This window comes from Xenorhabdus griffiniae (assembly GCF_001028135.1).
GTDB lineage: Bacteria > Pseudomonadota > Gammaproteobacteria > Enterobacterales > Enterobacteriaceae > Xenorhabdus > Xenorhabdus bakwenae.
Window position 1 is genome coordinate 1 of sequence record NZ_LDNM01000052.1, and the last position, 19,967, is coordinate 19,967.

The following is a 19,967-nucleotide window of genomic DNA, read 5'->3' on the forward strand; positions in this document are numbered from 1 at the left end:
TTCACTTTATGCCTTGTCATATTGGATTGGGATATTATGCCATATTGGTATGATTTAGCTATACCAACCCAACTTCAAGATGCGTGTTATATTTCCCCGCGCAGCGGGGAAATATAAGGCCTCGCGTCGTCTTGCGGATTGCAACTTGAAGTTTATCGAGTATATGAACAGGCTAAACAGGAGGAAAAAATCAAGCTCACACAAATTCAAACTATTCTTAAGGGATAGCGTTCTATCCCTTAAGTTTTAAATATCTATTTGACTACTTTCCTCTGAACAACATCTTCTGCATCACCATTTGCCCGAACATGCCGGCGGATTGTCTGACCTGTCCCACGCCCTGGTTCATCATGCCTGCCATATTGCCCATCCGTACACCGGCCCACGCTAATGCGCCCAGCCAGACCATCGGCAGCACAATAAACAACGTGCCCATCACCAGCCCCATAATCAAATCATCCGAGGTGTTCTGAATGCCCGCCAGATTCAACAGGCTATGGGTGTCTGAGCCATACAGAGCGTCCAGTAAATAGCTGTCCAGCCAGCGGGCAGTTTCCCACCAGAAGGTCAGAAAATTCAAAGAAAATATAGCAAACGTCAGTGTGAGTACCGTCTTAAATTCATAGGCGGCAAACAGCAGGATCAACGGGATCAATATATACAACGCCATCAGGATCACCGCCTGCATCATCGGCAGTGCCTGACGTACCGCATCAAACATCGGCGCACTGATCAATCCCCCTAATATCGTCCCCGCCGCCGCACCGACCCGATTGGAACCATCCCAGACCGTAGAATCCGCGTTGCCTCCATAGCCCGCATACACATAGCCTTCCTGAGATACGGTCAGATTGACCGGGCTGACCAGACGGCGGATCACCGCTTCTTGATATTCACGGGTTTCTTTGCCTAGCATTTTGAGGGCGGCCGACAGACGCAGCCATAATTCCGGATCGGCCTGGGCCAGTACCCGGGCCTCCAGTCCGGTTTTGGGGGTTGACCACCAGGCCTGGCAGGTGGGATAACCGCCCTGCCCGGTATTGGGCCGGCCACTGTCCCGGCTTTCATGCCACGGAAATGGTGCCCTGGGCGTTCGGGATTGCAGGGTGCGGTAATCGCCGGATAAGAAGGTGCGGCTGCCCAGCCATTCAATATCATGCAGTGTGGCCGGATCGGGGGTTTGTCCCTGATCCCGTTGTTTCCACTGATACAACGCCAGGGCATAACAGTCATTAGTGAAATCCTGCAATTCCGCCGCCAGTGCCGGGTGACGGATACGGGTATGCTGCACTTCAAAACGCAGCTGCCTTAAATCCGGCCGGCAGGGAATGGCGGCCACCGCGGCCTGTGTCAACCCCTTTGACAGCCGGTGTACCACGGCCCACCAGAGGGGCACTGCTGCCGTCTGATTATTCAGGCTGGAGATCACCGGTGCATAACCACTTTTATCCGGTGCCTGCGGTGTCCAGATACCACAACTTTTGGCGCGGGACAGGTCATACTGGAGGGTAGTGAGGCTAACATTCACCAGTGGCACACAGCACATCACCATCACGAAGAAGGCGCTGTACAACGTATTTTCGATACGGGCAAGTGACTGCAATCCTCCACTGCCCGCCTCTTCGCCACACTCCCGCACTTTCAGCCAGACCGCGATGACCTTTATCACCAAAGGCAGGGTAAACAGCCCTGTGGCAATCAGAATGTGCCATAATCCGTTATTGACCACCCAGCCAAGCAGGGTCAGAAAGTATTCCAGATAGCTGTTGGTGGTCATGATATTCCTTCAAGAGTGCCTGACAGGGCATATTCACACAGCAGGATAAACAGCAGGCTGACCACCATTACTCGTATCAACGTTGTGCGGTATTCCAGCTGGTGTATTGTCCTTTGCCAGATTTTCCAGCTACCCCAGGCCAGTACCAGATACAGGCCGCATCGCCAGACTTGCCAGAGAGAACCTGTCTTTCCCATCCAGTGATGCAGGGCGGACGCTTTTTCGGGATAAGTCAACCCTAACCAACCCGTCACTAATGTGATACTGATGACCAGAGTGATAATGAGGCTTGCCCTGATGCTTTTTCTCGCTAACTGAATAACACAGGATTTTGGGATTTTTGCCATGATCTACCTTACCGCCGTTCACTGTTAGGCATTTCCAACTGATAAAAACGCGCATCGGTACTGTCCGGTACTTGCTTTTGGGGATGGGCTTCAATCCGGCGGTTTTCCCGTTCAATAATGGTCAGGATAGCGTTGCGCGACAGTTCCCGTTTCAGCAACATTTCATTTTTCAGCGCATTGATTTCCCTGTCCAGCGCATCAATCCGCCGTTCCCCTTCGGCCAGGGCTTCCGGCTGGGCGGCGGCATTGGGTTCTGACATGCCGGTGATTAACATTCGCCGCATCAGCAATGCCGTCTCGGTGGTCCCGGCCATCGCCAGTTCACCCGCCAGACGCGCAGTCAACGCGGCACTGTCCGGATCTCGCTGCAATGCCTGAATGACCCCTTTGGTCACGGCCAGACTGCCGGTTTTCAGTCTGGCCAGATTAGCGGCGGTCGGTTTTTCCGTGCCATTGACCAGCTTCACCAGCTGCTCAATATTGGCGTTGGTGTTCTCTTCCAGCATCGGGGCAAAGCCGGTGCCGGCCACCGTTGCGCCCGGTTGCTGGGACGCCCCGCCGCTGGTACATTCTGCGGCATTGGCACAGGTACGGATAGCCCGGTCGCCCAGTACCTTCACCACGGTCTCTGCCGCTTCGGTGGCATTCTGGAACTGGCGGCAGGCACCGCCATCACACTGTTGGTGGCTGACGGAAGCCTGACTCAGTACCGGCAGATGATTCATCATATTAAACCCCGCGCTGACTAAATCACGCGTGGGCCGGATGGCATTCTGTCCCTTGCCCCCCTGCTTCTTCCCGCCAATCCACGGATGCCCGCCTGTGCCGGTCGATTTGCTGCCGGCATTATTCACTCTCACTGCATCCGCATCCCCGCTGTTCACCTGCGTTTTGTATTCCTGCATCGCGGCCGATTGGGTCCATTTACTGTTTTGCGCAAAATCCATCATCCGCCTGGCCATGTTCTGGCAATTAAACTGGGCCTTGTCGAACGCCACATTGGCCTGCAAAACCCCATTAGTCAGCATGTCATAGAGACCCGGATTGGCACGCTGAATGATCATGGCAGGAAGACTGGCCACCGCGCCGGTTGCCCCCTGGATCACCTCACTCATCAGGTTCTTAAACCCGGCGGTAATGCCGTTCAGCTGGTTGCCGACCGTGGTTTTCAAATCAAAATTGCCGCACATCAAATCGGAACTCCAGCCGAGTTCCAGTCCGCCCAGTTGGGTCAGGGAACGGCGGGTGGCCGGCTGTGAAATCACCGAGCCGCCCCCGAGGGTATAAAACAGGGTATCGGAGACAGCACCGGAAACATCGGCACCATAACCCAGGGCACCGCGATTGACCTGGGGCAGAGAAACCGTCAACCCGTTTTCAGCCCATCCCGTTTGCGCTACCCCACCGGCCAGCACGCAGGTCATCAGCCATAAGGCTTTTCTTTTTGGCATAAAAACTCCTTTTTAAATATCGGTACTGCCCAAAAAGCGCTGCCCTCGGCGCTGACAACAGCTGTAGGGTTGCCACAGGGCATACGCCTGATTGCCATTGACCGCAGCACTATGCTCTCCATCAGGAAACACCGCGCAGGACGGGCTTAACTGCGGTGATAACCGCTGCCACTGGTGATTTTTCTTGCATCACCTGGGCCAGTAAGCCCGGTTCCGGTAGGCCCTTCTCAATGAGATGCGCGGGCTGGGCTTGAGCATGAATACCCTGGCAGGCTGCACTGCGGACAGACATAACGCCGGACGATAAACGTCGCCGGGCGATATTCCAGTCGTTCGGTGATTTCATCACGCAGGAAGCGCAGGGGATGGCCACAATCAGGACAGTGCCCGGTATCCGGCTCGAACCGAACCGATTCACGGGGTAATGCCGCCGGCAAAGGCTGACGTTTGCGGCGGGCCAGCGGGGTCTCTTCCTGGATATGCAGGCGCGAAAGCCGGGTTTCCAGCACCGCAATATCTGTCTCTGCATCTTCCTCAAACTGGCGGCGTTGGGGACCGGCCGGGAAGGTTTCGCTGTGTGCACCGAACCGCCCGCGTCGGGCCTGTTTCAGGGCCGCCTCCAGCTGGTCAATGTAGTCGCGTTGTTGCTGAAGCAGCGCCAGGGCCCGAACCCGAAATTGCCCGGGGTCATCCAGCGCCATTAAGTCAGGGAATGTCATGGCGACAGTTTACCGGATAATCGGTTGTTATTATGGGATAAAACTGTGACCGGGGTTAAAAAATTAACTTTGCCAGCCGGACAGGTCGTCCCCTTCAACCTGTTGCCAGTGAATCCCGCGGATAAGCCAGTCAAACTGGGCGGGCGTCATCACCCAGCTGCGTTCCCCCTGTTTTGGCCAGACAAAATGGGCCCGGTGCAAACGGCGGGTACACAACCAGACCCCATGGCGATCCCAGCGCAACACCTTGAGGCGGGAGCGGGCCTTGTTGCAAAAAACAAACGCCGCTTCTTCCTGCCAGCGCAGGTTTAACCGTTCAATATGCTGGGTCAGGGCATCAATTCCCCGGCGCATATCAACGGGTTCCCGCACCAGAAAAAGCTGTTCGGGCTTCAGCATCGGGTCAGCACCTGAATCACCTCCGGCAATAATGCCAGCGGGCAGGTGATGGCATAGCCGTCGGGCGTCTGCAGGGTGACCGTGTGTGTCTGGGCGGGCTGGAGTGAAACGGGTAACAAGGCTGACAAACCCGGGTTGGGGTCTTGAGGGGGTTTTTTACTGCCGGCGATCCCGTCCCGAAAAGAGGAAAAATTCAGCTGATGTTGTTCACAATACTGTTTTCGGGTCAGGCCACTGTGCCGCCATTGGGTCACATGTTGCTGTTTTTGTTCCGGGGTGTATCGGTTACGGCGCATGATTGGGGCTCCAAATGAAAGATAAGAAGCCGTAGCGTGCAGGAGTCGGATGGAAGGAACAAGGTGAGATCACCGGACGCTTACCGTGCGTAGGTGGTGACACCGAGTGATTGCAGATGCTGTAAGATTTAGCCAGAATAATCATCGGGATTGAGCGACAAATGATACCCTGTTTTCCTTCGGATATTATCTTCTTTTCGGTAAGTCTGTTTTATTAGGACTCCGTTTGGGAAGCGGAGCCCATTAGATGTCAACTATCGTTGCCCAACCTTGCTTTTACTAGTGTCAGCCAGTAATTAACGCCTGTCGGAATAGCCTCATCGTTAAAGTCATAATCAGGGGCGTGCAGACCGGCAGCCTCACCGTTCCCCAGCCAAACATATGCCCCCGGCTTGTGTTGCAGATAGATAGAGAAATCCTCGCCGGTCAGGGAGGCGGGCAGAGTGGTGAGTACCCGTTCTTCACCGGCTACGGCTCGCGCTGCCTGCAGGCTGTACTCACGTTCCGCAGGGGTGTTAATTACCGCCGGCGTCCCTTTATCGCTAAAGGTCAGCATCGCCGTCACGCCCAGCGCGCTGGCCATTTCGCTGATAATCTCCGTCATCCGCCGCTGAATCAGCTCCCCCACCTGCGGATCGAGATAGCGGATGGTGCCCTGCAGCACCGCCATATCCGGGATAATATTATGGGTTTCGCCAGCGGTCATATGGGAGACGCTGACTACCGCCGCATCCAGCGAATTAAGGTTACGGGATACCACGCTCTGCAGGACGCTGACAATCTGGCAGGCGGCATACAGCGGATCCCGCGTCAGATGCGGCATCGCCGAGTGCCCGCCTTTGCCGTGGATAACCACATCAAAGGGCGTGGAAGCGGCCATTACCGCTCCCGGATGCACCGCAATGCTGCCGGTGGCCAGGCCGGGCCAGTTATGCAGGCCGTAAATTTCATCTATCGGAAAGCAGTTAAACAGCCCTTCGGCGATCATCTGCTTTGCCCCGACTCCGGTTTCCTCGGCAGGCTGAAAGATCAACTGCACCCTACCGGCAAAACGCGGTGCGGCTGCCAGCTGTTGGGCGGCTGCCAGCAGCATCACCATATGGCCATCATGCCCGCAGGCATGCATCACGCCCGAATTCAGCGAACGCCAGGGTGGCGTAGCGGTTTCACTTATCGGCAGCGCATCAAGATCGGCCCGCAGCCCTATTGACGGCCCGTCTTCTGCGCCGCGAATAGTGGCGACAATACCGGTTCCGGCAATACGCTGCGGCGCCAGCCCAAAGGTGAGCAGTGTCTGTTCAATAAACTGGCTGGTCTGTTGCTCCCCGGAGCTTAATTCAGGGCGCTGATGCAAGCGCTGACGCCACGCCGTTGCCTGCTGATGTAATTCCGAACCCGAGGTTACCGACGCTGAGGCCTCCCGGGATAGTAGCTGTTGTGACATGATGCGCTCCTTATTCCGCGTCTGAATCCTGAACCACGAACAGTTTATTTTGCTGCTCCCACTGTCGGATGATTTCATAATCATGCTGTATCAGCGCTTCATCTGGGTGGCTCATAAAGATAATGCCAGGGCTGGTAAAGAGATCGATGGTGCGCGTAACCCGATCGCCCACCGCCGGTGCGCGCTGGATCCAGACCTTGCTCTGAAGTTCCGCCATCAGCTGTTCGGTATTTACCGCGCTCACCTTACCGCTTTGATGAGCAATAAACTGTACCTGCCAGAGCGGGTTACGCAGCGGCGGCTGGCGATAGCGTTCCTGCAGCCCCTCAATTATCGACTCACCGTCGCAAATCAGTTGTTGCAGCAGATCAAGCTGGCTGTTACCGGTCGCGTGCCTAGCGGCAGGCGGATTCAGGCCGCCGGAAAGCCGCGACGCGCATTCAATCAGTACCGGTCCGTCCCGGGTGACCATCACTTCAGTGTGATTGGCCCCCCAGCGGATACCCAGCGCTTCCAGCACCTGATACACATAATCGGTTACCGGACACGCCTGCGGATCGTAAGGATGCAGCAACACGCTGCGATCGTAGATAGCCGCCGCGCCCGCCACTTTGATCTTATCGGTGCGCCAGACTTCGGTAATAATGTGTTGGCCACGGGCGCTGATGCCGTTAACAAAATATTCCTGACCCGCGAGAAAACGCTGAACCAGTACCGTGTCGTTGCGTTCCCCCATCTGGTTCACCGTGCCATGGAGACGACTGAAGGCCTGCGCCGTTTCCTGCTCATCGGCGCAGAACACCACCGAGTCAGTGCCGGCGCTGGCAGCTGGCTTCATAACCACCGGCCACTCCCCCTGCCGCGCCCAGCTCAGCACCGCGTCCAGATCCGCAGAAAGGATATGGTCCATACTGCGCAGCCCAGCGGCCTTAATGGTGTTGTGCATCACGTATTTATTACGGCGGGCGAGGCTGCTGGATACCGGGTTGCCCGGAAGCCCCAGCTCGCTGGCCAGCCGATCGGCAAGAATAACGCCGCTTTCCGTGCCTGGCACCACCGCCTGTGGCTGCCACGCTTTTAACGCCGCCGCTACGTCCGCCTGATAAGGCACCAGCGCCAGATAGTCCTCCTTACGGAAGGCGCTCAGGTAATAGGATGGTAGATTTTGCAGGCTGGATACGTGCACCACCTCCCAGCCATGCTGTTTCATCAGGCCCGGCAGTTGCGCGCCGGAAGAATAACCATCCACAATCACCAAGATCGGCTTTTCATGCTTGTTCATTACGAGTTTCCTTATGCTTGACTACCACGCTACAGATGGTAAACACCACGACGATCAGGCAACCGGCCAGCGACACCCCGGACCAGCTGAGACGACTGTCCATCCCCTGAAACAGGTAAGCGATAATGGGGGCGAGGGACAGTAGCGCCGCCACGATAAAGGGGTCCGACAGCAGGATGCCGCGCTGCAGTACCCAGAGTGGAACAATGACGCCCATCAGAGTGGACAGCACCACTCCCACCAGCGTCCATGAGAGCGGCACCGCCAATCCCGGCCCCTGTAGCGCCAGCACCAGCGCGCAGAGGATCAGCAGATAAAAGCGGTGCGCCATAATCTGCCCGGCATTCCAACCGCGAATGCCCAGCTGTTTGGTCGCCAAGGTATTCAGCGCCTGGGACGCGCCACCCGCCAGCGCGGCACTCAGCCCCACCAGCATTCCGGCGTAGTTGTACACCTTCAGCCCAGAGTGACCAAACAGCGAGGCCCACACCAGCAGACAGGTTCCGGCGAGCACGCCAAAAGCAGCCCCCCACACCAGCGCGCTGAACAGCCGCCGGAAGTAGAAGCGCTCCATCAGGATCATAAACAGCGGCCCAACGCCGCCCATAATGGCGCTGACGATAGCGGGTTCGACAAAGCGCAGCGCGAAATAGTAGCCAATCCAGTTCAGCGCCGTGGTGCAGTTCACCACCACCAGCGGCACCATCACTTTGCCGCTGATAGCCAGCGCCTCCCGGCCCTGCAGGGCTAATCGGCCGAGAAAGAACAGCGAACAACTGAGAAAACTCCAGAACAAGAAGGTAAAAGGATGCAGTCGCTGTAGCAGATTGCCGGCGAACACGGCGTTGGCGTTCGCCAGTAGCAGGAACAGCAGTACCAGCAGGATACCGCCCCCCCTCGCCTTACGGCGTTCATCCGCAGCGCTGCTGGCGGGCAATGCACCCGGCTGTTTCAGGCGTAAGCTCATAGCGCCACCCTTTTTTCCATAAAGATACTTAACGGATCCGGGCAATAGACACCGAACGGGCCACATTCGCGGTAGCCTAAGCGCTGATACAGCGAGACGGCTTCCGGCTGGCTGACGCCGGTTTCCAGTCTGATAAACGGGATACGCGCCTGCTGCGCCCTCTGTTCCAGCATATTCAGCAGCTTTTTTGCTACCCCCCGCCGTCGGGCTTCCGGTGAAACAAACATCCGCTTCAGTTCGGCATAGTCGTCGTTCAGCATGATGGCTCCGCAACCGAGCAGCGTGCCCTGCTGCCGATCCCGGGCAATCAGAAACACTACGTCCTCTACCATCAGCTCCGATTCAGGCAGCATATGCACGCTTTCCGGCGGGTAAAGGGAGGCCGCATAGTCTTCCGACTGCCGCAGCAGTTGCTTTACTTCGTGGTTATCCAGCGTACCGGACTCAATCACAATATCAGTGGCGGCGAGCATCTCCGCCTGTTGCTGCTGGCGCCGCCAGCGCTCAGTCACCGAGATCCTATCCTGCAAAATCATATCTGCGCCTTTTTCAGCAATCATCAGCGATGCCGCATTGGTATTACCCGACACCATAGTGGGCATAATCGACGCGTCCACTACCCGCAGCCCGTCAATGCCGTGCACGCGCAGACGGTGATCCACAACCGCCAGCGCATCCTGTCCCATTCGACAGGTGCCTACCGGATGGTAAGAGGTATCGCCATTCAGGCGGATATAGTCGAGCAGCGCCTCATCGCTGGTATAGCCGTCCCCCGGCGCCAGCTCGTGGCTGACATAATCGGCAAGCGGCGAACGCTTCACGATTTCCCTAGCGATATGCATCCCGATCACCAGTCGCTGCCGATCACTTTCCTCTTCTAGGAAGCGCGGCATAATATCCGGCGCGGTAAAGGGATCGCGGCTGCGAATATGCACCGCCCCCTGCGACGCCGGACGCAAAGGATAGATACCGATGGTCATTCCAGGCTGGCTATCCAGCCGTCGGGTCGAGCCAGGACCGTAGCTGGCAGGAGAGAGATGGAACTGCAAATCCGGGAACGGCTCGCTGGCGGAAGATTTCAGAAAGCCAAAGCCGAGGGCTACCGGCAGGCTGAGCACCCCGGACTGGCGCATCGTATAGCGTACAATCTCACGGGTAAGCGCCAGCCCACGGGTCCGCTCATTAAAGGTTATCGGGGCGTTGATGCGCCATTTCATCCGCACCGCAAAGTGGTCGCGGAAATTCTCGCCCACCCCAGGCAGATGCTGCACCGGCGTAATACCGCGTTGCGCCAGCAAACTGCTGGCGCCGATGCCGGACAGCTCCAGCAGCTGCGGCGACTGAATCGTCCCGGCGCTGAGAATGGTTTCCTGGCGACAGCGGGCGTGGCAGGTTTTGCCCTGTCGCAGATACTCTACCCCGACGCAGCGTCCCTGCTCCAGCAGTAGCCGGGTCACTCGAGCGTCGGTTTGCAGCGTCAGATTAGGACGATGACGCGCCGCCCGCAGAAAGCGATCCTTCACCGAGGAACGTTTGCCGTTATGATGCGTAGCCTGGTAGTACCCCACCCCTTCTTGGTTACCGTCGTTATAGTCTTCGTTGTAGGGATAGCCCAGCTGCCGCGCCGACTCAATAAAGGCATCGCACAGCGGGTTACGCTCCCGGGGCACATCGACGCTGATTGGGCCATCGCTGCCGCGGTTGTGCCGCAGGTTGACGGCGGTTTCCAGCTTTTTGAAATAGGGCAATACCTCATCCCAGCTCCAGCCAGGGTTACCCATACGGCTCCAGCCGTCGAAATCGTCCGGCTGGCCGCGCACGAAGATCAGTCCGTTAATCGCATTCGATCCGCCCAGCAGTCGGCCGCGGGGGATCTGCAACCGACGCTGGTTAAGCGTCGGATCGGGTTCGGTGATAAAGCACCAGTCATATCTGGGGTTGCCCATCAGCAGCACTTCCCCCATCGGCACCGACAGCAACGGGCTGTGCCGCTCCTGCCCCGCTTCCAGCAACAGCACGTTAATCTGCGGATCTTCCGTCAGACGCGATGCCAGCACACAGCCTGCCGAGCCTGCGCCAACAATAATGTAGTCATACACCATACCCAGTTACCCTGTACTTAGCCTGAATTAGCGTTGAATGTTGTAGTCCTGCAGCCACTGCTCCATTTCGATCAGATGGATCAGCAGAGCGGCAGGCTTAGTGCCGCCGGGAAAATTGCCCTGCAGCTGGTTACTGCCGATCTGCTCCAGCAGACGGCTGAGTGCCGGTACATCAAACAGCTGCGCCACCGCGCTCTGTTTATCCCGCACCAGCGCGGTCGCGGCGCCGAGCAGCTGCTGGTCATAGTGCGGGTTCTGAATATGGGGATAGGCGCTCTTTTTGCGCTCCAGCGTGCTGGGCGGCAGGATGTCCGCCATCGCCTGCTTCAACAGCCCTTTGGTGCCGCCAGCGCACTTTATCTCCCAAGGTACATTCCACAGGTATTGCAGCAGCGCGGTATCACAGAACGGAAAGCGGACGTTGACACCTTGCGCGGCACTCATGCGTTCCATCCGCTCCAGCAGCACCGTCACCGGACCGGCGAGACTGAGAAAGAAGATCTGCCGCATCCGAGCCGACACTGCCGACTCGCCAGCCAGCGGCGGCGTCTCGTCCAGTAGCTGACGATAGCGCGCGCGTTCATCCTGCTGCGGATCGATCTCCGCCTTCAGTCCGGCATCAAGGAAGTCGATCAGCTTCGGACCGTCTCCAATCCACGGGAAGTCATCACGATCCACCAGCGCTTGATTGAAAAAGTAGGGGTAGCCGCCGAAGATCTCGTCAGCGATCTCGCCGGTCAGCACCAGCCGATGGCGCTGGCTGATGTGCTTAAAGATTAAGGCCATCGAGGCATCAAACTGGCCCCAAGCTGGCAGCCCCCGGCTGCGGCGCGTCTCCGGTGCCAGCGCGCTGATATCGCCGATATTCGCCGTCACAGTGACGTGAGGAATGTTATAAAACGCCGCCGCTTTAATAGCGTACGGGCTGTCGATATCCGGCCGCAGCTCGCTGGCAATAAAGTGCTGATCGTCACTGTCGAAATTCATACAGAAGCTTTCAATGGCCGGGGTGGTGCCCGTGCCGCGTTGCTGATGCATCAGCCCCAGTACGCTAGTGGAATCCAGCCCGCCGGAGAGCATTGCGGCAACGCTTTCCCGGGTGTTCTCCTGCTGCATGCGTTTCGTCACGCTCTGCTCCAGCAGTTCGCGCACCCGCTGAGCCGTCTGCGCAGGCGAGTCCTGATGCGGCTGGCTGCTAAGCTGCCAATAGCGGTGCATGCTGCGGCTGCCGTCGCGCCAACAGATAAGGTGCGCGGGCGGCACCAGTTCTACTCCGGCCAGCGGCGTCTCGCCGGGCATCACCAGCCGCGGCTGCAGCAGGATCGGCAGAACCCGGCGTTCCAGCCGTGGGCTGACAGCCGGGTTAGCCAACAGCCCCTGCGGCAGTGAGGCAAACAGCACGCCGCTGGTGGAAGCATAAAAATAGAGCGGCTTAATCCCCAGCGGATCCCGCGCCAGCAGCAGCGTAAGGGAACGGCTGTCCCACAGCGCCAGAGCGAAGTCGCCATCCAGCCATGCCACGAAATCCTCGCCCCAGTGTAGCCAGGCCTGCACCAGCACTTCCCCCTCTTCGCTGGCCGCCGGATAGTGGCCGGCAGTCATCAACTCCTGGCGAATCGCGTCAAGGTTATAGATGTCGCCATCGCAGACCACGGCAATAGTGCCGCCGTTTATCGGCTGCACAAAGGGGTAGCTCGCCTGCTGTGCATTCAGCACCAGCGGGGCAAAGCCGAAGGCCGCCCGCTCTGACTGCCAGATACGGGGCGGCTGGTTAGCACGCAAGCTCACCGCCTGCGCCATACGGGTCACCACCTCGCGCTGCCCGTTCAGCGACGCGGTATTATCAATCCAGCCAATTAAGCCACTCATAAATGCTCCTTCAGGGCGTCTGTGTGATTATTCAATGCATCGGTTTTCGCCAGCAGACTGGCAATCTTGGTCAGACAGTCGCGCATAACCGCTGCTGGCTGGTTAAGCGCGACGCGCACGTACTGGCCGGACGCGCCGTCAGCGGAAAGATAAGAACCGGGCATCACCTTGATGGCGTAGCTCTGCCACAGCTGCCGGGTAAAGCATTCGTCGTTTGCCACCGGTAGCCAGAGAAAGATGCCTTCCTGACCATAATCAGCGGGCAGAAAGCGCGCCAAAATTTCCCGCACCAGCTGCCAGTTCTGCTGTACCTGCTGGTAAATGCCGGGCTGAGGCGTCCGCCAGGCATCTGCGGCCAGCGAGGCGAAATAGTTGTTGCTGCGGATACCCGCCAGCTGGTTGTAGCGCCGCAATGCCTGAGTGGTGCGCGGGGTGCTCAGCGCAAAGCCGCTACGCAGCCCCGGCAGCCCGGCGCGTTTGGAGAGCGAATGCAGTACCGTCAGCGCAGCGTCGGCAAAGGCCGGATCGCGCAGGCGCTCCAGCGGGAAGCGTGGCGCCTCAGGCGCAGCAAAGTCGCGGTAGCACTCATCAACAATCAGCTGCAAATGGTGGCTGCGGGTCAGCGCCAGCAGCGTATCGATGCCCGCCATCGACAGGGAACGGCTCTGCGGCATCAGCGGGTTACAGAGGATCAGGCAAAAGCGCTGTGGTGCTTGCCCGATCCGGTCGCACAGCCTCGGCAGCAGATCGGTGGCGTCACTGGCATAAAATGCCGTGCTGGCACCGAGGTAACGGGCGATGTTCTCATACGCCGGGTAGCCGGGGGCTGGCAGCAGGAAACAAAGCGGCTGCGCCCCAGCTTGCTGGCTCTCCAGCAGCGCCTGTAGCATCAGAGCAAACAGCCCGTTGCGGCTACCAGTTATCGGCTCACAATGGGCGAGCCAAGACGCCATCTCTGCGGCGGCAATACCGAGGCTGCTCAGATAGGCGCGCTTTTCCTCCTCCAGCGCGGACAACCGGGGATATCGCTGCAGGGCATGCTGTAGCGCCGCCGGATCAACGTCTGGCGCATTGTTATAAAACTCCAACTGTCCCAGATGCAGGCCGATACCTGCAGACGGGTCCGCGGACACGCTGCCAAGCAACGCTCTTAAGCTATCAAAAGCTGAACTGCTCATCGTTCCCCCGGATCTGGTGTCATGTCACAACAGCGCATTCAGCACACCGCAACGGAAATGGCTCTGGCTTCAAGATCCGCCAGCGTTTCTGCCCGGACAATCTGCAGCAGCTCTCCCTGGTACAGCAGGTATTCTGCCGGGCGTAAAAATCCGTTGTAGCTGTTGGCCATACTGATGCAGTGCGCCCCGGCGTCATGGATAACGCAAATCTCGCCGGGCGTCGGACGCGGCAGCAGGCGCTGACGGGCCAGCTTGTCGCTACTTTCGCACATTGATCCCACTACGTCAAAGGCCTGGCGAGGCGCGTCGGCGCACGCCGGAAAAGAGAGGTAGTGCCAAGCGTCCGGGTAAATGGTGATGCGCGGTATCATCGCGCTGGCGATAGTCAGCCCGATAATACGATGGGGCTTCTGATATAGCCCCACCACGCGGCCGGCCAGATAGCCGTGCGGCCCGGCAATATAGCGGCCACACTCCATCGCCACCTGCGGCAACACCCGAAAATGCTGGCGCAAGCTGGCGATAATCGTTTGGGTATAGTCTTCAATGTCGAAATCTGGCTCGCCCGGGCGGTACGGGATGCCGATACCGCCGCCAAAATTGAGCAGTGTTACCGGCAGCAGCTGATTAATTTCCGCAGCCAGCTGAATCAGCCGCTGCGCTTCGTGTTTTTTGTTGCGGTTATCGACCTGATTCGCGCTCTGCATGCAGTGCAGGCCAACCTCACTGATACCTAGGTCACGTAACCGCGCCACGCAGCTCGCAATGCGCGGCTCGGGAATACCAAACTTCTGACGCCTGCCGCCCACCACATTTTCCCCGCTGTCTCCAAAGATCACGCGCAGGGAGATACGCGGCGGCAACGCGTCGGCGGGCAGCAGTTCGATAGCGGTTTCATCGTCCAGCGTCACGCTGGCACCTGCTGCCAGCGCTTCGGCCAGCGTCTCTTTGTTGACATTATTGCCGGTAAAGGCTATCGGCCCCTGGCAGTAGCGGGTAACCATCTGCAGCTCCGTCAGCGAGGCACAGTCGAAACCGCTGCCATGCCGATCCAGCAGCGTTAATATGCTGCGGGCAGGCAGCGCTTTAACAGCAAAGTAGTTACCAAACTCAACGCCAGAAAACGCCGCCAGAAGGCGACGATAATTTTCTACTATGCCGTCACCGTCATAGAGATAAAACGGCGCTGCTTGTCGCGATGAGATCAGAGCGATGGCATCCTTTATTCGGGGCGACAGCGATTTATCCGGCATACTCCCCCCTTAAAATGTACAGATATAAATGGTGCGCTTACGCACGCCGCTAACCGGACGGCTGTAAAAGTAGTACTGGCTTAGCTTCGGCGTCAGGCCCCATTTACACCCCGCTTCTTCCAGATAGGCCGGGCTGACGTACCAGAAGTCCGGCACTTTCTCATGAGGCTGAAATAACCGCTGCTCATCCAGCGGCGCATCATTAGAGATAATCAGCGGCGTACCCGGGGCAATCGCTAGGGTGGTAAGATGGCGGAAAAAATCATCCAGCCCGGTTTCCGGATGAAACAGATGACCGACAAAGCCATCGGAGTAAATCGTCCCGACACCGGCGAAATCTGCCGCGGTGGTATCAAAAAAGTTTTTCTGGATGGCATCCACTCCCTTTCGGCGGGCAAGCTCCGCCGCCACCTCGTTAAGGTCTATGGCCTTTACCGGCACCCCGGCTCTGACCAGCATCGCCTCAACGAAACCATTACCGCAGCCCAGCGAAAACACCTGGCTGCCGGTATGGGTCAGCAGGGCGATTTGCTCTGAAATAAGCCGCTGGTATTCAGGAACGTGTACTGAAGGGGTAATAGAATCGTTAACCCAGTTTTGCTCTTCCCAGAGATGGTAAATGCTGGTTCCCCGATCGCGGCAAACATCGTAGTAATAGTTATCATCTTTGTTCATCTCATTATTCTCTTGATATCTTGATATTTACAACATGGCGGGCTGGTTATATTCCAGGGATACAGGTCGCTGCTGATTCAGATGACGATAAAAATCCGACATGCGTGTGGTCAGCGCTGAATTAACGCCATACTGACGCTCAAGAAAGCGCATACCTGCAATATCGTTGCTGAGTAACGTATCGGTTAACACGCGCGCCAGAGAACGAAATGCGCAGAGAAACAGTTCCGCATCGATAAGTTCAATGCGCTGCTGCTGCGGCTGGTAAGCGATGCTCCCCTGATCCAGCAGATAATTAAGCTGCATCACCATGCCGTCAGAATCCGGGAACAGATGGAAGCCGCGATTGATATAACGCAGCATTTCACTGGTGTGGTAGCTGACACAGTCCTGCAGGCTGAAGCCATGCTGATAGCCCCAGACCTCTGCCAGTATCAGAAAACCGAAGACATCAGCCGCCACTTCCTGCAGGGTGACGGAAAGCCAGCGGTCAGCCTTGCTGGCTTGGGAAAAGTCGGTTTCTTCCAGCGTAATAAAATGACCATATTCATGGCCCAGCACGCCAAGGAAGGCCAGCGTGCGCAGATCCTGATGCTGCCACGACAGCGAGGTATAACGCGCAATTAACGGCTGCGAAATACGTTGAATCATTTCCAGATGCGTATTACTGAGATAATGTGTTTTCTTTATTGGCGAATATTTGTAACCCTCATCCTCAGGCAGAAAATAGGCGATATGCTTTGGATGGGCGTTGCCCTCACCACACATAAAGACCAGATCCACCATCTGAAAATGGGGAACGGTGGAAAGGTGCAGCCGCTTATGCAGTTCCGGCAGGTAGCTTTCAACCTCATTACGCCTGTCGCGCTGGTTTTGCAGCACCACGTCCATATCCGCGCAGGGCGTTACCGCAAATGCCGTGGCCCGCCCTTTGGTGGTTTTACCAAACCAAGTGGATATATTTCCCGTCACCAGGCTTAACCCTTCCTGCAGTTTGTTGAGATCCAGCAGCATTTGCTGGTTATAGCCCTGCTCCAACGCCTGAGCTTTTAACTGCAAGTGTTGAATATCGTCGGGATGAGTTAATTGCTGCGCCATCAACCGTAGCTGCGCGGCAATCGCCTTTTTACCGGCATCATCCAGCGCGCCATTTTCATTATGCTGTAGCGCAGCAGTTACCTGCGCAGCTATTTCCTTGAGAAAGGACACCAATGAATAACAGGAGGCAGGCAAATTAAGATTTATCGCCAGCGGCTGGTAAGTATCGGTGTTATTGAAGTAGCTATATCGGTAATCTTCAAGGGATATATTGTCCTGAGAAAAGCGATCGGCAACAGATCCCGCAGAGAGCTGGTTCATTATTAACTCCGGTCTGGAAATATATTTTCGACTATTAAAATGTTGTCGTACGATAAAGCATGCGCGCGCCTTGATAAGGCGAAGCTTTATGCATCACCACACGGTTATCCCAGATTAATAAATCTCCTTCCCGCCACACATGGCGATAGGTAAAACGCTCACGCCGCACCCATTCCTGCAAAAAGGTGATTAATGCCGTCGCGCTATATTTATCTTGGCCGACAATCTTCCAAGGCACATTACTGCCAACGGCCAGCGCTTTTTTACCGGTTTCAGGGTGCTCCAGCACCACAGGATGGGTAACGTCCGGCCAAGCTGCGCGCTCTTCAGGGGTCGCTTCACCGCGATCGGGGTAATTGTAGGGGCGGCTCTGCACCCGGCTAATCACGACTTTTAACTCGCTGATTTTTTCCTTTATTTCCGGAGTAAGTTGATCATAAGCCAGCTGCATATTGGCAAACCAAGTATCGCCACCGGCACGCTGCAGAGTTTTCATATTCAGTACGGTGCAGGCAGGGATCTTCTCCAGATAGTGGCCATCCAGATGCCAGACCCGGCCGCTTACCGGACTACCAATGGTTTTTCCATTTGCTTCTATATTAGAAAGAATAAGAATATCCGGATGGCTTGGCAGGGAAAATGACGAGCGCGTATAGGCGACCACTTCCCCAAAAATACGGCTGAAGGCAATTAACTGATCGGGCGATAAATCACACTGGCGGATCACCAGCAATCCATTGTTAGCCAGCAGTCTGGTTAGTTTTTCTTTAGCTGAATCGGTCAGCGTAGACAGATTAAAATCCTGAATCTCTACGCCAAGTGCAGCGGACAACCTGCTAATAAGCATTACACCTCCAGTCATTATTAAAAGAAATAAAATCACTTTTTTATTACGATTATCATCGCCCTGACCGAGGACTGATATTAAAAAGCTAATACACAGAAAACAACAATTCAATAACATTAAACAATCAAAAAAAACAAGATAGTTACAAAGATAGTTACAAAGTTCGCTATCGATTAAATAGTTAGAGGAAAGCATCAAAAAACAAAAAGCAACAAGTGGGGTTTCGGTTGAATAGATCCGCCGGTTACCCGGACGGGCCCCTTGTATCTTGAAATTCGACTATCATAAAAATGATTTGGCACAGTGTATGCGACTCGCCAGCCCCTGAGGGTTTTAAGCCCGTTGAGGAGCTATTGACGCATATACTGAAGTGGTGAGGAAACTACAAATAACTGAGCCTATTTTAAGAAACATTGTCTTATGTTCGATAATTTGTGCTATGTCTAACATCATACCCACATCTCGCTTTGGTGCACATTCTGAAATTATTTTATCAGAAATCATATGCACACAGGGCTTTAAGCGCTATCAATTGGTGCAGTCGTCTTCTGAAAGTGACAGCACGCGAGTACCAAGCATAATCACGTTTAGTGCAGTCGACTTCTGAAAATGACAATTTTATCAATAGAATTAAATAAAGGAAAATATCACATTCAAACTAAATTTAAGGGGATAGCGTCCTATGCCCTGAATTTTAAACGCTTAATTTGCCTACTTTCCTTTGGACATCATCTTCTACATCACCAGCTGCCCGAACATCCCGGCTGATTGCCTGACCTGCCCTACGCCCTGACTCATCATGCCTGCCATATCGCCCATGCGTACACCGGCCCACGCTAATGCCCCCAGCCAGACCATCGGCAGGACGATAAACAGTGTGCCCATCACCAGCCCCATGATTAAATCGTCCGAGGTATTCTGAATACCCGCCAGATTAAACAAGCTTACCCGCCGGTGCAGAAATACGGGGTGAAACAGTCTCAGTTAAAACGACGGCCGCCGTGACGATTGACCTGCACGGACAGGCAACCGCCCCGATTATCACTCACCAATCCGGCGCCGTAGGCAACCTGTCATCACCGGCGGAGGCCGAACTGGTCAGTGCCCCGATGGGGATTAACAGCCGTGCCATTGTCCAGACACTGGCAGGCGGCACGGAGGCCGAAACCAATGCCAGCCTGCTGGCGAGATTGCTCGACATCATTCGCCGACCGCCCGCAGGTGGCAATAAATACGACTATCGCCGGTGGGCGCTGGAAGTCCCCGGTGTCACCAACGCCTTTGTTTACCCGTTACGCCGTGGCCTCGGCACCGTCGATATTGCGATCACCTCCGCCGATGGCTTGCCGTCTGCGGACATTATTAAAGCGGTGCAAGACCACATTGACGACGTTCGCCCCGTTACGGCCAAAAGCTCACTGGTATTGGCACCCGCATTGCGCCCGGTGAATTTTGTTATTGAGGTGGTGTTGGATGGCATCACATTGGAAGCGGCCAGTCAGGAAATCCAGGCCGTGATTACCGATGCGGTAGGACGGCTGGCGCCGGGTGAACCGTTGATCCGCAGTCAGATTGAGATGCGCATTTCCCTCATCCCCGGTATTCGTGACCGCCGCATCATCGAACCTGCTGATAATATCATTGCGCAGGTTGACAAGAACCATCTCGAATGGTTGCGAGTCGGTGGCACCACGATAGGGCGTTTCTCATGAAAGCCTTGCTGAAACAGCTCCTACCCCCGGTCAGTTATGCCACTGATGCATCTCGACTGGATGCGGAACTGGAAGCCGAAGCCCACCAGTTAACCCTGACCAGGCAAAGTGCTGAGCGAGTCAGTGGTGCCGTGACACCTTTCTTTGCACAGGCACTATTGCCGGACTGGGAGCGCGTGCTCGGCATCACCCCAAACGCTAAACACAATTACCAGCAGCGGCTGGAAATCAGGGCGCGAGCATACTTTTTAACACCTATTGAATAAGGGTTAATAACGTGATCTAATTAG

18 protein-coding genes and 2 pseudogenes are annotated in these 19,967 nt (G+C 56.2%); 2 read left to right on the forward strand and 18 right to left on the reverse strand.

Annotated elements, in window-relative coordinates:
- Nucleotides 1-262: 262 nt before the first annotated feature.
- The 18 genes and pseudogenes from AAY47_RS12005 to AAY47_RS12085 form a co-directional block, all read right to left on the reverse strand.
- Nucleotides 263-1,777, reverse strand: a complete 1,515-nt coding sequence (locus AAY47_RS12005; protein ID WP_047770194.1) for a conjugal transfer protein TraG N-terminal domain-containing protein — start codon at nt 1,775-1,777, stop codon at nt 263-265.
- Nucleotides 1,774-2,124, reverse strand: coding sequence for a hypothetical protein (locus AAY47_RS12010; RefSeq protein ID WP_047770196.1), 351 nt, complete (start codon nt 2,122-2,124; stop codon nt 1,774-1,776). Before AAY47_RS12010 ends, AAY47_RS12005 begins: the two co-directional genes overlap by 4 nt.
- Nucleotides 2,125-2,132: 8 nt before the next feature.
- Nucleotides 2,133-3,548, reverse strand: coding sequence for an integrating conjugative element protein (locus AAY47_RS12015; protein ID WP_047770214.1), 1,416 nt, complete (start codon nt 3,546-3,548; stop codon nt 2,133-2,135).
- A 39-nt stretch (nt 3,549-3,587) separates the two neighbouring features.
- Nucleotides 3,588-3,758: pseudogene (locus AAY47_RS20655) on the reverse strand (TraU family protein); the annotation flags it as partial.
- A pseudogene (locus AAY47_RS12020) lies at nt 3,754-4,294 on the reverse strand (IS66 family transposase zinc-finger binding domain-containing protein); the annotation flags it as partial. The pseudogenes AAY47_RS12020 and AAY47_RS20655, both read right to left, overlap by 5 nt.
- A 63-nt stretch (nt 4,295-4,357) precedes the next feature.
- Complete coding sequence (gene tnpB / locus AAY47_RS12025) at nt 4,358-4,693, reverse strand: IS66 family insertion sequence element accessory protein TnpB (protein WP_047770198.1); 336 nt, start codon at nt 4,691-4,693, stop codon at nt 4,358-4,360.
- Complete coding sequence (gene tnpA, locus AAY47_RS12030) at nt 4,687-4,989, reverse strand: IS66 family insertion sequence element accessory protein TnpA (protein WP_047770200.1); 303 nt, start codon at nt 4,987-4,989, stop codon at nt 4,687-4,689. Before tnpA ends, tnpB begins: the two co-directional genes overlap by 7 nt.
- A 250-nt stretch (nt 4,990-5,239) precedes the next feature.
- The gene (locus AAY47_RS12035; RefSeq protein WP_047770202.1) at nt 5,240-6,433 is read right to left on the reverse strand and encodes an amidohydrolase; all 1,194 of its coding nucleotides are present in this window, start codon (nt 6,431-6,433) and stop codon (nt 5,240-5,242) included.
- Nucleotides 6,434-6,443: 10 nt separating this feature from the next.
- Nucleotides 6,444-7,715, reverse strand: coding sequence for an ATP-grasp domain-containing protein (locus AAY47_RS12040; protein ID WP_047770204.1), 1,272 nt, complete (start codon nt 7,713-7,715; stop codon nt 6,444-6,446).
- Nucleotides 7,702-8,682, reverse strand: coding sequence for a DMT family transporter (locus AAY47_RS12045; RefSeq protein WP_083446815.1), 981 nt, complete (start codon nt 8,680-8,682; stop codon nt 7,702-7,704). The genes AAY47_RS12040 and AAY47_RS12045 overlap by 14 nt, the downstream gene beginning before the upstream one ends.
- Nucleotides 8,679-10,784 carry a GNAT family N-acetyltransferase gene (locus tag AAY47_RS12050; protein ID WP_047770206.1) on the reverse strand — a complete coding sequence of 702 codons (2,106 nt, stop codon included), beginning with the start codon at nt 10,782-10,784 and terminating at the stop codon, nt 8,679-8,681. Before AAY47_RS12050 ends, AAY47_RS12045 begins: the two co-directional genes overlap by 4 nt.
- 27 nt (nt 10,785-10,811) lie before the next feature.
- Entirely contained in the window at nt 10,812-12,653 is a 1,842-nt protein-coding gene (asnB, locus tag AAY47_RS12055) for an asparagine synthase (glutamine-hydrolyzing) (protein WP_053014275.1), read from the reverse strand.
- A complete protein-coding gene (locus AAY47_RS12060) occupies nt 12,650-13,831 on the reverse strand; it encodes an aminotransferase class I/II-fold pyridoxal phosphate-dependent enzyme (RefSeq protein WP_047770208.1) in 1,182 nt (393 codons plus the stop codon). Before AAY47_RS12060 ends, asnB begins: the two co-directional genes overlap by 4 nt.
- A gap of 38 nt (nt 13,832-13,869) precedes the next feature.
- Entirely contained in the window at nt 13,870-15,084 is a 1,215-nt protein-coding gene (locus AAY47_RS12065) for a diaminopimelate decarboxylase family protein (RefSeq protein ID WP_047770210.1), read from the reverse strand.
- 9 nt (nt 15,085-15,093) lie between these two features.
- Nucleotides 15,094-15,759, reverse strand: coding sequence for a class I SAM-dependent methyltransferase (locus AAY47_RS12070; protein ID WP_047770211.1), 666 nt, complete (start codon nt 15,757-15,759; stop codon nt 15,094-15,096).
- Nucleotides 15,760-15,786: 27 nt separating this feature from the next.
- Nucleotides 15,787-17,118 (reverse strand): hypothetical protein, encoded by a 1,332-nt coding sequence (locus tag AAY47_RS12075; protein WP_047770212.1) that lies wholly within the window; start codon nt 17,116-17,118, stop codon nt 15,787-15,789.
- 34 nt (nt 17,119-17,152) lie between these two features.
- Nucleotides 17,153-17,965: a TauD/TfdA dioxygenase family protein gene (locus tag AAY47_RS12080; protein ID WP_053014276.1), complete on the reverse strand. Its 813-nt coding sequence runs from the start codon at nt 17,963-17,965 to the stop codon at nt 17,153-17,155.
- A 735-nt stretch (nt 17,966-18,700) separates the two neighbouring features.
- Complete coding sequence (locus AAY47_RS12085) at nt 18,701-18,907, reverse strand: hypothetical protein (RefSeq protein WP_047770213.1); 207 nt, start codon at nt 18,905-18,907, stop codon at nt 18,701-18,703.
- 59 nt (nt 18,908-18,966) lie between these two features.
- Here AAY47_RS12085 and AAY47_RS12090 point away from each other — a divergent pair, with 59 nt between their 5' ends.
- Together AAY47_RS12090 and AAY47_RS12095 are read left to right on the forward strand one after the other, a co-directional pair.
- Complete coding sequence (locus AAY47_RS12090; RefSeq protein WP_053014277.1) at nt 18,967-19,677, forward strand: baseplate J/gp47 family protein; 711 nt, start codon at nt 18,967-18,969, stop codon at nt 19,675-19,677.
- Nucleotides 19,674-19,943 (forward strand): putative phage tail protein, encoded by a 270-nt coding sequence (locus tag AAY47_RS12095; protein WP_053014278.1) that lies wholly within the window; start codon nt 19,674-19,676, stop codon nt 19,941-19,943. Before AAY47_RS12090 ends, AAY47_RS12095 begins: the two co-directional genes overlap by 4 nt.
- Nucleotides 19,944-19,967 lie beyond the last annotated feature (24 nt).